The 15,450-nt window shown below is 26.3% G+C and carries 15 protein-coding genes; 13 read left to right on the forward strand and 2 right to left on the reverse strand.

Annotated elements, in window-relative coordinates; genetic code table 11:
* The first annotated feature begins 56 nt into the window (after window positions 1-56).
* Window positions 57-272 carry a hypothetical protein gene (locus tag AC11VW_RS12045; protein ID WP_484301668.1) on the forward strand — a complete coding sequence of 72 codons (216 nt, stop codon included), beginning with the start codon at window positions 57-59 and terminating at the stop codon, window positions 270-272.
* Between the two features lie 737 nt (window positions 273-1,009).
* Here AC11VW_RS12045 and AC11VW_RS12050 read toward each other — a convergent pair.
* A complete protein-coding gene (locus AC11VW_RS12050; RefSeq protein WP_484301669.1) occupies window positions 1,010-1,249 on the reverse strand; it encodes a hypothetical protein in 240 nt (79 codons plus the stop codon).
* Window positions 1,250-1,439: 190 nt separating this feature from the next.
* Window positions 1,440-1,586, reverse strand: a complete 147-nt coding sequence (locus tag AC11VW_RS12055) for a YvrJ family protein (RefSeq protein ID WP_484301670.1) — start codon at window positions 1,584-1,586, stop codon at window positions 1,440-1,442.
* A 455-nt stretch (window positions 1,587-2,041) separates the two neighbouring features.
* Between AC11VW_RS12055 and AC11VW_RS12060 the strand changes: the two genes are divergently transcribed.
* The 12 genes from AC11VW_RS12060 to AC11VW_RS12115 all read left to right on the forward strand — a co-directional run bounded on the left by AC11VW_RS12060 (window position 2,042) and on the right by AC11VW_RS12115 (window position 14,994).
* Complete coding sequence (locus AC11VW_RS12060; protein ID WP_484301671.1) at window positions 2,042-2,239, forward strand: helix-turn-helix transcriptional regulator; 198 nt, start codon at window positions 2,042-2,044, stop codon at window positions 2,237-2,239.
* A gap of 27 nt (window positions 2,240-2,266) precedes the next feature.
* Window positions 2,267-2,653: a hypothetical protein gene (locus tag AC11VW_RS12065; RefSeq protein WP_484301672.1), complete on the forward strand. Its 387-nt coding sequence runs from the start codon at window positions 2,267-2,269 to the stop codon at window positions 2,651-2,653.
* Window positions 2,654-2,689: 36 nt separating this feature from the next.
* Window positions 2,690-3,214 (forward strand): DUF2815 family protein, encoded by a 525-nt coding sequence (locus AC11VW_RS12070; RefSeq protein ID WP_484301673.1) that lies wholly within the window; start codon window positions 2,690-2,692, stop codon window positions 3,212-3,214.
* Window positions 3,211-5,124, forward strand: a complete 1,914-nt coding sequence (locus AC11VW_RS12075) for a DNA polymerase (RefSeq protein WP_484301674.1) — start codon at window positions 3,211-3,213, stop codon at window positions 5,122-5,124. The genes AC11VW_RS12070 and AC11VW_RS12075 overlap by 4 nt, the downstream gene beginning before the upstream one ends.
* A 94-nt stretch (window positions 5,125-5,218) precedes the next feature.
* The gene (locus AC11VW_RS12080) at window positions 5,219-7,690 is read left to right on the forward strand and encodes a virulence-associated E family protein (protein ID WP_484301675.1); all 2,472 of its coding nucleotides are present in this window, start codon (window positions 5,219-5,221) and stop codon (window positions 7,688-7,690) included.
* Window positions 7,691-8,073: 383 nt separating this feature from the next.
* The gene (locus AC11VW_RS12085) at window positions 8,074-8,337 is read left to right on the forward strand and encodes a Mor transcription activator family protein (protein WP_484301676.1); all 264 of its coding nucleotides are present in this window, start codon (window positions 8,074-8,076) and stop codon (window positions 8,335-8,337) included.
* 328 nt (window positions 8,338-8,665) lie between these two features.
* A complete protein-coding gene (locus AC11VW_RS12090) occupies window positions 8,666-9,460 on the forward strand; it encodes an RES family NAD+ phosphorylase (protein ID WP_484301677.1) in 795 nt (264 codons plus the stop codon).
* A gap of 48 nt (window positions 9,461-9,508) precedes the next feature.
* The gene (locus AC11VW_RS12095) at window positions 9,509-11,245 is read left to right on the forward strand and encodes a hypothetical protein (protein ID WP_484301678.1); all 1,737 of its coding nucleotides are present in this window, start codon (window positions 9,509-9,511) and stop codon (window positions 11,243-11,245) included.
* A gap of 272 nt (window positions 11,246-11,517) precedes the next feature.
* A complete protein-coding gene (locus tag AC11VW_RS12100; RefSeq protein WP_484301679.1) occupies window positions 11,518-11,661 on the forward strand; it encodes a winged helix-turn-helix domain-containing protein in 144 nt (47 codons plus the stop codon).
* 278 nt (window positions 11,662-11,939) lie between these two features.
* Window positions 11,940-12,470 (forward strand): restriction endonuclease, encoded by a 531-nt coding sequence (locus tag AC11VW_RS12105; protein ID WP_484301733.1) that lies wholly within the window; start codon window positions 11,940-11,942, stop codon window positions 12,468-12,470.
* A gap of 36 nt (window positions 12,471-12,506) precedes the next feature.
* Complete coding sequence (locus tag AC11VW_RS12110; RefSeq protein WP_484301680.1) at window positions 12,507-13,964, forward strand: hypothetical protein; 1,458 nt, start codon at window positions 12,507-12,509, stop codon at window positions 13,962-13,964.
* A 112-nt stretch (window positions 13,965-14,076) separates the two neighbouring features.
* Window positions 14,077-14,994, forward strand: coding sequence for a sce7725 family protein (locus AC11VW_RS12115; protein ID WP_484301681.1), 918 nt, complete (start codon window positions 14,077-14,079; stop codon window positions 14,992-14,994).
* The last annotated feature ends 456 nt before the right edge of the window (window positions 14,995-15,450 follow it).

The raw sequence follows: 15,450 nt of genomic DNA on the forward strand, positions 1-15,450 counted from the left end.
CAATGATAGTTATAAGGGTATATCTATTTTATATTAAGAACTAATCGGGGGATACAATGGAATTAAGAGATGTGTTAAGGATATGTTCTGGAATACTAGGACTTTGTTTTTATGGTGTTGCAATTATAGGTAATGAAAAGTTGAAAAAAGTAGTTAAACAAGATGAATTAGAAACCTTGAGGGAAAAAATTCTAAAAACTACTTCTAGAAATATAGTGTGTAGTATACTAGGTACTATATTTAGTTTATTTTCTATTTTCCTTTTACATTAGATAATTTAATTACTTGCAATTGCTGTTGATTCATAGTTGTGTAATATTGTGAATTTATAAATGAAAAAGGGGGGATTTGGTGAGTAGTTTTATTATAATAGGAGGAATATTTATTCCAGGTTTCATATTTTATAATTTTTGGTGTATAAAAAATAAGAAAATATCGATGTGGATAGATAAGAAGTTTGAAGTTACTCAAGATAACTATTTTAAATTTCAATTTAAAAGCAGTATATTTACATGTATACTTATGGCACTATTTATTCTGGGAGCGGTTGTTTTAAAATTGAACGAGAAATATATTTTTTTTATAGTATTTATATTTCATATTTCAATTTATATAACAAAAACTATTGCAATAAAAAGAAACTATATTGCTAAAAATTAATATATTCTTAAGTTGGAAATAAATGGTGTTTTGGTGGCTAGTGATGATGTTTTCAATTATAGTTATAGATTTATTTTGGATGTACTTAATTGTTAAGGATTAGGTATTTAAATTGAGCTACTAATTAAAATAACTCTTTTTTTATAATGATTATAAAAAAGGTACAAAAAGTTTTATTGTATCATAAATAGTTATGAAAAATACTAAAGGCTATAGTTTGTATTATACAAACTATAGCCTTAGTTGTAAATTTATTAATTATAACTTCGGAAATTTTAAGTATATGAAAACAAATGTTTTATTGAATATATTAAATACATAACTTAAAATTATGCCTGATGCTTTATTATTATTTTTCAGGAATTACAGCATATATAGCTATATCTTCCTTTGATAAATGACGGATTACTTCAGGTATTTGTTGAATTGCTATTATTACTTTAAATCCATATTCTAAATATTGAACACTATCTATAAAAGATATATTTTCTATAATTGTTTTTGCCATTTCAATACCGCCTATTTCAAAGTAAACAGTTACTTTATTATCACTATAATCAAATGGAGTTCCTTTAACATTAATATTCATAAACATATTACCCCTCTATTAGTATTTTTAATTTTAATTATAACATTAATTAGATAAATACTATACTCTAAAAATACATTTAAAACATATATATAATTTGTGTCAATATAGTGATATTAATATTTTTTTTTATTAGATCTTGATAACTTTAGTATCGCTATGTACTACTTAAACAAAATAAGTTTCAGCTTTATCTCATACTAATTATATTTTTTGACAATTCATTAATACTATCAGATAAAGCTTGTAGCTTTCCCTCTATCCTAACGAGCAAATACATACTAAGGGCAATAGGGAAACCCACAGAAGCTATCAAAGTTTGAATTTCTGAATTCATAAAAAATACACATCCCTTCAATATATTTATATATTACAAAATTCCCTTTACTAAAAAAGCTATGCAAGGAAGTCCCAAGCATAGCCTTAAATTTTATACTACCCTATAACTAAGTCATAAGGCGTAGTATCTGTAACAACAACCTTAGCTTCAACAGCTGCAACTAAATCCATTTCAGTTTCTATCTCAGCTTCACTTATATCTGTTATAAAATAAAATGCCTAGGAACGAATGTTTTATAGTTTAATAGTAAAAATAGGCATTAAAATAATTATTTTTTTAAGTAGATAAATATTATTCTTAAAAAAACATAAAGTTCTACGAACGCATAAGGGAAAATTAAGAATATGTGTTTGAGAAAAACATTGACTAAACAAACTACATCTAATATCATTATGTTAAAAGGAATGGTAAAAAAACTTAAAAAAGTTTAAAAAATATAAAAGGGGAAAGATATGCGAGTAAAATTAAAAAGCTTAAGAATGCAAAAAAATCTAACTCAAGAGCAAATAGCCGCCAAGCTACAAATAACAAGAGCCTACTACACAAACCTAGAACAGGGAAGGGGAAATCCCTCACTAAAGTTAGCAAGTAAAATAAAAGAAATACTAAACTACGAAAAAGACGACATATTCTTTGAGCAAAGCATATAAAAGTATATAAATTTAAGGGGGAGTATCATGGAAATAAAAATAGATATAAACTTAAACCTGCAAAACATAAATCAAATAATAGACAAGCTATCATACCTAATAAATAAAGGCACTTACATAGAACCAAACCCATCTACTAAGAATATATCACAAGAAGTAAGCAATAAATCAGATTTACAATCTTCAAATAATATAAAATCCGAAATTAAAGAAATAATTCCAGAAGCAAATGAAAATAAAGTAGATCTAACAATAGATGATATAAGAAATAAAATATCAAATCTATCTCAAATAGGGAAAGTATCAAAAGCCAAAGAAATATTATCAAAATACAATGCAACTAAAGTATCACAAATAAATAATGAAGATTATGAAAACCTATACAAGGAACTAAACTACGAATTAAGTAATTAAATTTATAATTTTAATGAATATTACAAGGGGGATAACATGAAAGTTATAACAGGAAAAATCAGAATGAACTATACAAATTTATTCACACCAAAAAAGCTAGAAGAAAGCGACGAGCTAAGATACTCGCTATCTATACTAATACCAAAGAATGATATAGAAAGTATAGAAAAGATAAATGAAGCAATATTTAATGCAAAACAAAAAGGCTTAACTATATGGCAAGAAGTAAATGATGAAATAAAAACACCACTAAGAGATGGAGATTTAGAAAAAGGTGACAATGAAGTATATAAAAATCACTATTTCCTAAATGCAACTAGCAAATACAAACCAGGAATAGTTGATAAATCATTAAATGAAATAAAAAACCAATCAGAAATTTATGCAGGGTGTTATGGAAGAGCTAGTATAAATTTTTATCCATTTTATAAAAATGGTATATGTGGAATAGGGTGCGGTATAAACAATGTACAAAAGATAAGTGACGGAGATCTAATAATAACAAACTCAAGACCAGAAGATGACTTTAGCATAATAGAAGATGAGGATATATTATCATGATAATGAGCATTGATATAGAAACTAAAAGTAGTGTAGACCTTGCTAAATGTGGGGTCTATGCTTATGCACAGGATAAAGACTTTGAAATACTACTTCTTGCATATGCTTTTGATGATGAAGAAGTAAGTGTAATTGATTTAGCAAATAACAAATTAATTCCCAGTAGAGTAAAGAAAGCCATCTTAAACCCAAACATAATAAAATACGCTTTTAATGCAAATTTCGAAAGAGTATGCCTAAGTAAATACTTTAATACTAAATTAAATATAGAAAGCTTTAGATGTAGTCAAGCCATGGCGCTTAGACTTGGACTTTCACACGGCTTACAAAATGTAAGTGAAATATTAGACCTAGATGTTAAAAAAGATAAAGAAGGTAGAGCATTAATAAAGTACTTTAATAGTCATAACCCAAGTGAGGATCTATTAAAATGGGAAAGTTTTAAAAATTACTGTAAAACAGATTGTATAGTAGAAAGAAATATAAGGCAGAAACTAGATAAATATGAAACCACAGATTTTGAAGTTCAAATATATATACTAGATCAAAAGATAAACGATAGAGGCGTTACTATAGATACTAATTTAATAGATAAAGCCATAAACTTGAATTTATATAATGAGAAAATACTAAAAGAAAAATTAAAAAACTTAACAAATATAGACAATATAAAAAGCCCAGCTCAAGTTAAAAAATATCTAAAAGATAAACACAACATAGAAGTAAATAGCTTATCTAAAGAAAACGTAGAGAAACTAATACAATCTACCAATAACCAAAAGCTAAAAGAAATACTAATTCTAAGACAATCATTAAACAAAACATCCATAAAAAAGTATGAAGCTATGAAAAGAACTATAACAAAGGATAAAACTATAAAAGGATTATTCCAGTACTATGGAGCAAATAAAACCGGAAGATGGTCAGGAAGACTTGTTCAAGTTCAAAATCTACCACAAACAAACTTAAGTAACATTGACATACCAAGAAACATATTAAAGCAATACAACACAGAGGATGCACATGAATTACTAGAAATACTATATGATAATACAGGGCATATACTTTCAAATCTTATAAGAACATCATTCATACCAAAAGAAAATAAAAAGCTAATAATATCAGACTTTAGTGCAATAGAAGCAAGGGTACTAGCATATATTGCAAATGAAAAATGGAGAATAAATGTATTTAACTCCCATGGCAAAATCTACGAAGCTAGTGCAGCTAAAATGTTTAAAGTAGACATAAATAAAATAACTAAAGATAGCCCATTAAGGCAAAAAGGAAAAATAGCAGAACTAGCACTTGGTTATCAAGGAAGTGTAAATGCACTTATATCTATGGGTGGCGATAAAATGGGACTAAGTAATGTAGAAATGGAAAATCTAGTTAAAAACTTTAGAAGCTCAAATAATAATATAGTGAACTTTTGGAAAAGTGTAGACATGATAAGTATAAATACCATAAAGCATAAAAAAAATATAAAACTAAATTCTATAGAATTTATATATGATCCAAACTATTTATTTATAAAATTACCATCTAATAGATGTCTTGCATATTACAAACCACAAATAGAAATAGATAAAAAATTTAATAGAGAAATAATAACATATAAAAGCATAAACCAAACTACCAAGAAATTTGAAAAAAACTATACTTACGGAGGGAAGCTAACAGAAAACATAGTACAAGCAATAGCTCGTGATATATTAGCCGCAAAAATGCTAGAACTAGATAAAAAAGGCTTTGATATCATAATGCATGTACACGATGAAGTTGTGTTAGAAGTTGATGAAGCTGTAAGTATAGATGATATAAATGAAATAATGGAGGCGGAAATACCTTATCTTAAAGGACTTAATTTAAAAGCAGATACACAAATAAGTTATTACTACAAAAAATAGATTTTATTAATATAGATCTTATTAATTATTAATTTTTTTCCTGGGCAATAAGAAACAAATTTAGGCAAATTAAAGAATAAAATGGGGGATAAGCATGATAAACATAGCGCTTTGTAACAATAGAAAAGATAAAACATATAAAAATTATGAAATACCATTTACAAAACTTATAGAAAAACTAAAACAAACTACCTACACAAATGAAACCTATAAAGAATACTTAAACCTTCCAAAAGACCATCAAGATAATATAAAAGATGTGGGTGGATTTGTAGGGGGATACCTTATAGATGGCAAAAGAAGCAAATTAACAGTTAAAGATAGAAGTATATTAACATTAGATGTAGATTACGGATACCCGGGTATGATGGAATTTATAGAAATGAGTGCAGAGTTTACTTGCGCTATGTATACCACTCATAAGCATAATAGGGAAAATGAAAGATTTAGAATAGTAATACCACTAAGTAGAAAAGTTGACATTATAGAATATGAAGCATTAGGAAGAATTGTAGCAAAACAATTTGGAATAGACTACTTCGATGATACCACTTACGAACCAAGTAGACTTATGTACTTTCCATCAACTAGTAAAGATGGGGAGTTTAAATTTATACATATAGATGAAAATTATCTAGAGGTAGAAAATTATTTAAATGAGTACGAAAACTACAAAGATAAAACACTATGGCCAAAATCTTCAAGAGTAGAAAAAATACAAAACCTAGATAATCAAAAGCAACAAAATCCACTACAAAAACAAGGAATAATAGGAGCCTTTTGTAAGACATATAACATTCATGAAGTAATAGAAAAATATCTAAAACAAATATACACCCCTACAATAGAAAAAAACAGATACACATATAAGCAAGGCTCATCCTATGGAGGACTTATAGTATATGAAGACTGCTTATTTGCATACTCACATCACAGTACTGATCCTTGTTGTAATAAACTATGCAATGCCTTTGACTTGGTTAAAAATCATAAATTTAAAACATTAGAAGAAGAAAAAGCCTTTGAAAATATGGTAGAGCTAGTATCAAAGGATATAAATGTTATAAAAACCTTAGGGCAAGAAAGCCTTAAAATAGCTGCATCTGAATTTAGTATGCATGAAGATACAGACACAGATAAAACAAATATAGCTATAGAAAATAAAAATAAAAAAATTGAAGATAATTCTAAAAATATCGTTACAGAAGTTAATAAACAAAGTGAAACAAACCTATGGGTTACAAAACTTGAAGTAAATAAAAAAGGAATTTATACAAGTACTATAGATAACATAGTTTTAATAATGGAAAATGACGAAAACCTAAAAGGTAAAATAGCATTAAATGAATTTTCACATCAAATAGTTATAAAGAAGAACTTACCTTGGAGGAAAATTAAAAACGTACATTCTGGAGATACTTGGTGTGATAATGACGATAGTAACCTTAGACATTATATAGAAAGAGTATACAAGATAAAATCTCAACAAGGCATATATGATGGAATAAGTGTAGTTGCTAATAAACATTGCTATCATCCTATAAAGGATTATCTAAACGCTGTAAAATGGGATGGTGTTAATAGAGTTGATAATTTATTTGTAGATTATTTAGGAGCAGAAAAAAGTAAATATACAAGTGCAGTAACAAGAAAAATTCTAGTAGCTGCAGCTAGTCGTATATTTAATCCAGGAGTTAAATTTGACAATATGGTTGTATTTGTAGGAAAGCAAGGACTTGGAAAAAGTCACTTTCTTGACTTGATAGGTAAGGAATGGTACTCAGATTCTATCAATACAGTAGTAGGAAAAGAAGCTTATGAACAATTACAAGAAGCATGGATAGTGGAAATGGCAGAACTATCAGCTACTAAAAAAGCAGAAACAGAAAGTGTTAAGCACTTTATATCTAAAAGAGAAGATGTATATAGAGTTGCTTATGGAAGAAGAGTTGAGAAGTTTAAAAGGCAATGTGTGTTCTTTGGTACTACTAATGATGATGAGTTTTTAAAAGACAAGACAGGCAATAGAAGGTTTTGGCCTGTTAAGATTGGAGTAAATAAGATAGAAAAGTCTATATTTAAAGCGCTAAATGATTATGAGATAGATAATATTTGGGCAGAGGTTGTGGAGATTTATAAGGGTGGAGAGAGCTTGATACTTAATAAGGAAGAAGCTAGTATGGCTCTTAGGTGTCAGGAGCAACATTTGGAGGTTAGTCCTAAGGAAGGTATGATTAGGGAGTATTTGGAGATGTTACTTCCAAAGAGCTGGGACAAGATGGATATTGCTGCTAGAAGGATGTATGTTCAAGGTGGGGATTTTACTTCTTTTGAGGAAGGTAGTGTAAAGAGGGAAAGAGTTTGTGCTATGGAAATATGGGTGGAACTTTTTAGTGGTGATCCTAAGTTGTTGAGTCCTTTTAATGCGAGGGAGATTAATGATATTTTGAGAAATGTTGAAGGTTGGAAGGCTTATGATAAGGGCTCTGGGAAGCTTAGATTTGGTAGTATTTATGGAAATCAGAGGGCATTTGTTATAAATGATGGATGTGATTGCGATGATTAAAGGTGTAGCTATAGGATAGAAAAGTGTGTCCATAGAGCTTGAAAAGTGTGTCCATAGGTGCTAAAAATGTGTCCATAGAGCTTGAAAGTGTGTCTATAGGTACTAAAAATGTGTCTATACAAAGAGGAAGTGTGTCCATAGAAATTATATGTTGATTTTAAATTTTTAGTTCTTATCATAGGTGAAGGTAAAAAAGTGTGTCCATGTGTCTATATTATTTTTGTAAGGACACACCTATGGACACGCCTTAGATTAAGTAATACCAATGGCTTTAGTTAAAGTGTGTCTATGTGTCTATACTTTTATATATATAGTTAAATAAGTAGATATATATAGATAATATAAGAATAATTAATATATATATTATATAAGGGGGAACGGGTATGAATTTTGAAGAGTTAGTTGTTAGTGATGATTTTCCAGAAGGAGTGAAGGATTTTGTGGAGGTTTTGGGTATAGATGTTGCTATGGATATTGTTGATTATTGTGGTGGGAGTATGTTGTATTTTCCTAGTAAGAGATCTGTGGTTAGGTGCGCGAGAAACAGGGTTATTAGGAGTGAGTTTAATGGGGCAAATTATAGGGAGTTGGCTGGAAGGTTTGAGATTAGTGAGATGCAGGTTAGGAACATTGTGAAGGGAATATAGTATATTTATAATTAAATTCCAATATGTGGAAGTATTATACTTGTGTAGAACTTATAACAATGTTATTATATTATGTGGAAAAGGTGATTTTTATAACACTGAAGGATTAAAAAGATAAAATTGTATAAGTGAAATATATTAGTATGAGCGAGATAGATATGAAAGTGGATATAATCAGGAAATAGTTTTGGACAGGGGTTCTACTCGTCTCGTCTTCACCATTGAAATCTACGAAATACTCATATTCGTATTGATATGAGTATTTTTAGTATATATAGATATATTACACTATAATATTAACAGTAAATTATTAATAAAGGGGATTAGCATGAGAGTTAAACTATTAAGTGAATTAGATAAAGATATATCTAGTAAAAACTCACACGAAATATTAGAAAAATATATTACTATATTTAAAGAAAATATAGTGAAATTACATAAAAAGGAAATAAATATTGGAGAAGAATTTTTTAGGGCAAGGGTAGGCTGTGGAAAATTTAAAGGAGCAATAGATGATTTAGATATAGAGGTTGATATCCCATACTTTCAAAGAGATATAGAAGCAGTGCCTATATTTTTTGCTGCTGGGGGAAGATTTAATAGAAAAGGAAATTCATTTTTGTACTTGGCATCTGATATTAATACTTGTGTATCTGAATTGAAATTAGAAAAGAATCAAATCTGTAGTATTGGTAAATTTAAATGTGTTAAAAACCTAAAATACCTTAATTTAACTATTAATAGTACAGATAATTTTTTTAATGAAGTTAAGGAAACAATGCTTCAACCAATTCATAATGAAATTAGGTATAAATATTTAGTTACGCAATTTATTTCAGATATTATAAGAAATATTGGCTTTTCTGGAATTATATACGAAAGTACTCAAGGAAAAGGTGAGAATATAGTATGTTTTGATAGAACAGCATATAAATTTATAGATTATAGTGATGAAATGTATAAAGTCACTAAAATAATTTATGAAGTGAGTAAGGTAGAAGAAGAATACAAAAAGTACAGAGATTATGATAAATTATTGAACTCCTGTAATTTACATGAAGAAGATGAGCAAGATAAGGTTTTTGATTACATACAAAATAAGATAGATTATGAAAAGATATAAGTTTATATACAATATAGAAATATTTTAACAATAGAAGAGGGGCTTATTATGCAAGAAATAAAATTTTTATGTGATGACCTAAAGATAAATACAACATGTGAAGAATGTTTAAATTTTGAAAATATAGAGAATGTATTTTTTTATATTATAGATGATATTGAAGTAATTGGGAGTATAGATGGTAAAAACATGAACTATGGAATATATTCAAATATTAATCCCGATGATAATCTAATTACTTTAAATTTTAAAGTATTATTTGAAGGTGAAAGATTTGAAGTTGATTTACATAAACAAACATATAAGATTAAAGATATCCATTTAGATACACTAGAAGTTTTGATAATATCAAACGAAAAAAGTGATAAGTTATATGAATTTAAAATATTGATTAAGAATATTTTAAAGAAGTATTTTAAAGAAATTCATATAATAAGAGATGATGAAAATGAATTATTATGTACTAAACTTTATCATAAAATTCATAAAATAGAAAATTTATTTAGAAGTGCAATTAATAATTATATGTTACGAAAGTATGGAATTTCATGGTTTAAGAACAACATAGTAGGGGATTATCAAAGTAAAGTAAATATATATTCACAATGGTATAATAGAAAATATGGCACATTTAGAGATATAAGACATGAATTATTTAATTTACAGACTGATGATTTAATAAAAATGTTAAAAAGTAGTTATATTGACCAATTATCAAAACCTAACATTGAAAGTATAAATAAATTAAAAGAAATTTTAGGAGAGAATGCAGCTACTGTTATAAAAGAAAAATATATTGGTTTAGAGTCTATATGGGAAACTGATATTAGTTCTTTATTACCAAATGACTTTGTAGATATATGGGAAGAATTTTCTAAAATGAGAAATATGATAGCTCATAACAAACCAATATGTAATGATTTGAAAAGGGATATTGAGGCAAAAGTTGAAGACTTGTCTAGAATTATAACTACTTTTGAGAATAGAATTAATAGCAGATTGAAATCTATTGAGAAAAAAGAAGTTGAAAGAATAGAACATGAAATGCATTATGAGTTAGAGTGTGAAGAAGCTGGAATATCTACACTTAAAGATAAAGATGATGTGTTAAATGAAATTTATGAAAATGAAGAGTGGTATTCATTCTGGGGAGAATTAGAAGAACATTTGAGTCAATATAAAACTAAAGTGGAGGATTTGTCTTGTAGTTTATTAAATATATTTGATGACAATACATTTAGTGACTACACTATAGAAGAAATAAAAAGATATGTAAAGTCAATTTATGAAATATTAGAATCTATTAGCATAGAAATAGGAGAATATCGTTTTAATATACTTGACACAATAGAAACTGATGCTCAAAAACATATAGTATTAAGTGATTTAATAAATATCCTTGAAATGTGTAGTCAGATAGAAGAGAAGATAATATATACAAAAACTGAAGACTTAGACGGATTTGAAAATTTACTATTTAATTTTAATGATTTATTAAATAATAATATTCAAATAGTATCATTAGGTGATATATACCCTGAACATGGATGTAGTAATGATTTAGATATAATATTAACTTTTAACGGGGAACGTATTGGACTTGGAAAGATAGAAATAACATACGGAGATTATGAGATGAATTTTGATCAAGGATATAACATGCCGATACTAGAAGATGAATTAGGAATTAATTTAGATGAAATTAATGTAAATTTAAGACAATATTTTGAAGAAGAAATAAAAAAAATAGACAGGTATTATAATATTATTAATAATTCTAAATAAAAATGAATTTATAATTATAAGACTTGTATCGTGGGTATTATTCCAGCGAATCGTCTCCATCATTGAAATCCACGAACACTCATATTCATTGAATATGAGTGTTTTTAATATGTTTAGAAACAGAGTAGAAATTCATCTAGTATTTTAATAGTGTATCAAACAAAACCACAGTAACAAATATTAGTATAAAAGTTTAATAATTGTGATGATTATATGGGTATGATAAACTTAAAATATAGAATTATAAAACATAAAATAAAGGTGGGGAAGATATGCCAATTCCAACATATGAAGAAGTAATGTTACCTCTGTTAAAAGTTATATATGATGGGAGAATATATACTAATAAAGAGTGCGAACAGGAACTAAGTAAAATATTTAATTTAACAGAAGTAGAATTAAATGAAAGAGATTAAATGAAAGATTATCTAGTGGTAAAAAAACTTTTTATGATAGATTAAACTGGGCTAAAACATATTTGAAAAATGCAGGATTAATAGAAAGTGCAAAAAAAAGAGGTATATTTAAGATAACTAAAGAGGGAAAGTTATTAGTTGAAAGCAAACGAGAATGTATAGATTCTAAATACCTAAGAAAATATCCTAAATTTATTGAATACATAGAAAGAAGTAGTAAAAAGAAATTACCACAGGAATTAAGAAGGGAAGTTACAACAATACAAGATATACCTAATATAAAAACACCACTTGAAGAATTAGAAGAAGCATACATAGCAATAAAGGAATCTCTCAGAGATGAATTATTGGAGAAATTAAAGCAGGTAGATTTTTATAAGTTTGAAAATATAGTAGTTGACTTGATAATCAGAATGGGGTATAGAGGATCAAAATCAGAAGCAAAAAGAAGTCTTACTAAAAAAGGTAGCGATGAAGGCATAGATGGAATTATAAATGAGGATAGGCTAGGTTTAGATAGGATATATGTACAAGCTAAAAGATGGAAAGAGAATAATGTGAGCAGACCAGAAGTTCAAAAATTTGCAGGAGCATTGGATGGACAAGGAGCAATAAAAGGGATTTTTATTACGACTTTTAACTTTACTAAGGAAGCAGTAGAGTTTTCAAATAATCTATATAATAAGAAGATTATATTAATAGATGGATATAAATTAGCTGATCTAATGATTGAGTTTAACGTAGGTATTTCAATTGAAGTAACGTATGAAATTAAGAGAATAGGTAGTGATTATTTTTCAGATGAGTAATAAAGAATAGATTATAAAATAAAGGGGGGCAATTAATTGAATGTAAACATAATAAGTGATTTAATTAAATATCAAGATGAATATAATATCAATATTAAAAGTGAAAAAAATGTAATTAAATTGTTAGAGGATCTAAATAGTTTGAATAAAGATGATAAATATATTATACAAACACAATACATAAATTATGTATATAAAATATATTTTAATTTGGGTAAATTTTATAATGAAAGTAATGCTCCATTTAAAGCAAAGCAAAATACATTCTATTATATTAAGTCTATATTAGATAAATACAATACGGATTATACTAAAGGTAATGTTATTATTGTATTGAATATACTCTCAAGAAATTCACTAAAAAGTTTTATTTTCAATAATGATAATCAAGAACTAAATGAAACTATTAATATAATAAATGAAATAAATGAATATTTGAATTTAGATATATATAAGAACAATGAGGTTAATAAATATTTAGAATTAATTAAGGATAAAAAATTTGAGTTTATAATGTCATTTATAATACCATTCCCTATATATATAAGTTCTAATACTGAGTTAATAAGTAAAATAGATGATAAAATATATAAATTTAAATTTGACTTAATGCCTAATAAAGAAAATTTTATTCAGGGAGAAAACTCATTTGTAATATATGATAAAGATAGATATGGATTATATAATAAAAGTGTTGTTACAATAGAAGGTGGATTGAACTTAAATAATAAATTGTGTAAAAGTGATGCTTACAATTATAGTTATTTAGTAGATGAAAGTGTTAATGTTATAAATAAATTTATCGACTCTTTTAGATTAATAGACGATTTTTACTGGGTCCAACGAATAAATAAATATATGTTAGCAGGATTTAGTTTAGAGATAAAGGGAATAAATGAAAAATTATACAGAGTAGAATATTCAACTTATAAAGATGAATCTATTAAAATTACAAATGATATAACTTCTATAATAGAAGAAAAAAGTATTAATATTCTTGAGAATAAATATAGCAACGGGTATAAATTATGGGAATCAATATTATCTGATTCAAAAGACTATTATGAAATAGGTAAATATCGTGAAGCTATAATTTTAATAAATAATGCATTTGAAAATTATATTGAAACAGAAATAAAATCAAAAATGCTATCCATTATAGGAAAAGAAGAAACAGAAAGTCTATATAATGGAGTATTAAAATATGATACATGGAAATTAAAAGATAACTTTACAAATGAAGAGTTTACAAAGTTTAAAGAATTAGAGTTAGTAAAGAATGAAAAACCAACAACCTTTAAAATCGTAAAGGAATATACTAAATTAGCTAAAATTGAAATATCCAATACAAAATTAGATCGGATTATTAGAAAAATAAGAAATAAAAGAAATGATATAATTCATGGAAGGGTACATAATTTTGATGAAAAAGAATTAAATTATATTTCAAAAGAAGCTATATATTACTTTGAAGAATTTATTAGTATAGTATAAATTAAGTAATAAAATAATTATATATTTGAAATTCTAATACTTGTAATAGGTTTATAATTTAGAGAATACAATTAATCAGTAGTTATATTAAATAATATGATGGGGTGATTATTTGTATTTTCCATTTTTAAGAGGTAAGCGCAATGAATTTTGGGCATTAGAAAAAGTAGAAAAGCTTATTTTAGAGAATGAGGTTATTCCTATAATAGAACTAGTGGATAAGACAAAGAACTTAAAAACACTAAATGATAAAGAACTTAATATGATAATAATAGTAAATCCTTTAGTAGGAGAACTTAAAGAGAATAGTAGTTGGATAGAGAATGAAATAATTAATAATCTTAACAACAAAGAAAATATTATTGTTGCATATCAAATAACTAGTACAAGTAAAAAAAGAGATATAAAAGAATTTTATAGAAAGTGGAAAAATTATAGTATATGCTTTATACATAAAGAAGAGATTGAATATATTGATTGGTTTTTAGATGAATATATGAAAGAAGATATACTAAATATAGTAGAAATAGATTATATAAGCAATTATTATTTAGAAAATATAAAAATAAACTCATCTAAAGTAGTTATATTATCAGATGGATTTGATAAAAAAGAGACAAATAAAGATTATTTAGACTGGAGTAAATTTACAACATATAATTACACCTATAAAAATGAAGGTTTTTATGGTTATTCAGATTATTTAATGATAGGTAGAAAATATGTAGAGGGTGGTGGACCTCCACATACTATAGCTATACACTATACTTATCTAAAAGCTGATGAAGTAATTATGAAGCATTTTACTTCAGATAATAAAATTGGAGCAGATAAAAGGAATGAAAAGATTTTTGAAGCATTAGTAAAATTAAATAAATTCATAAAGATGGAAGAGCCATATAATACAAGAGGTACTAAGATATTTCAGGAATTATATGAAAACCAACACAGTACCTCATTAGAAAAGCTAAAACAATATTCAATAGAGCATCATATAGAAAGTATTACTTTTAGTATTAAAAATGCTTAATGAAAATATTTTTATATAAATTAGTAATAATGAATTAAATTAATAGATTAATATTCATATATTAAAGCTACAATGTGGAATAGTGATATTATTCTTGAGTTTTGTCTCCAACATTGAAATCCGCGAATACTCATATCCATTGGATATGAGTATAATTTATAATGCTAAAGAATTATGAATTATACACTTGTGAATAATTATCTTTTAAAAATAGCATTGCAACAAAATATCAATTAAGATTTTTGGAGAAGTGTTTATTAGAATTTTGTAAAATTAGTTTTTAATGTAGAAGAGTTAAAAAGAACATAAATAAAATCAAAAGAAGAATTAGAAAATTTATTCAAACCATTAATGCAACAATCATTCAATGGAGAATTATAATTAAATAGTGTAAAATGGTAAGAGGGTAGAAAATTCTACTCTCTTTAAATATATAAATTTCAACTAGGGGGAGTA

This window comes from Romboutsia sp. (genome assembly GCF_056995035.1).

Excerpts from the sequence above, each read along its gene's own strand:
- AC11VW_RS12045 (WP_484301668.1), top strand. The coding sequence starts at position 57 with ATGGAATTAAGAGATGTGTTAAGGATATGTTCTGGAATACTAGGACTT.
- AC11VW_RS12050 (WP_484301669.1), bottom strand. The coding sequence starts at position 1,249 with ATGAATATTAATGTTAAAGGAACTCCATTTGATTATAGTGATAATAAA.
- AC11VW_RS12055 (WP_484301670.1), bottom strand. The coding sequence starts at position 1,586 with ATGAATTCAGAAATTCAAACTTTGATAGCTTCTGTGGGTTTCCCTATT.
- AC11VW_RS12060 (WP_484301671.1), top strand. The coding sequence starts at position 2,042 with ATGCGAGTAAAATTAAAAAGCTTAAGAATGCAAAAAAATCTAACTCAA.
- AC11VW_RS12065 (WP_484301672.1), top strand. The coding sequence starts at position 2,267 with ATGGAAATAAAAATAGATATAAACTTAAACCTGCAAAACATAAATCAA.
- AC11VW_RS12070 (WP_484301673.1), top strand. The coding sequence starts at position 2,690 with ATGAAAGTTATAACAGGAAAAATCAGAATGAACTATACAAATTTATTC.
- AC11VW_RS12075 (WP_484301674.1), top strand. The coding sequence starts at position 3,211 with ATGATAATGAGCATTGATATAGAAACTAAAAGTAGTGTAGACCTTGCT.
- AC11VW_RS12080 (WP_484301675.1), top strand. The coding sequence starts at position 5,219 with ATGATAAACATAGCGCTTTGTAACAATAGAAAAGATAAAACATATAAA.
- AC11VW_RS12085 (WP_484301676.1), top strand. The coding sequence starts at position 8,074 with ATGAATTTTGAAGAGTTAGTTGTTAGTGATGATTTTCCAGAAGGAGTG.
- AC11VW_RS12090 (WP_484301677.1), top strand. The coding sequence starts at position 8,666 with ATGAGAGTTAAACTATTAAGTGAATTAGATAAAGATATATCTAGTAAA.
- AC11VW_RS12095 (WP_484301678.1), top strand. The coding sequence starts at position 9,509 with ATGCAAGAAATAAAATTTTTATGTGATGACCTAAAGATAAATACAACA.
- AC11VW_RS12100 (WP_484301679.1), top strand. The coding sequence starts at position 11,518 with ATGCCAATTCCAACATATGAAGAAGTAATGTTACCTCTGTTAAAAGTT.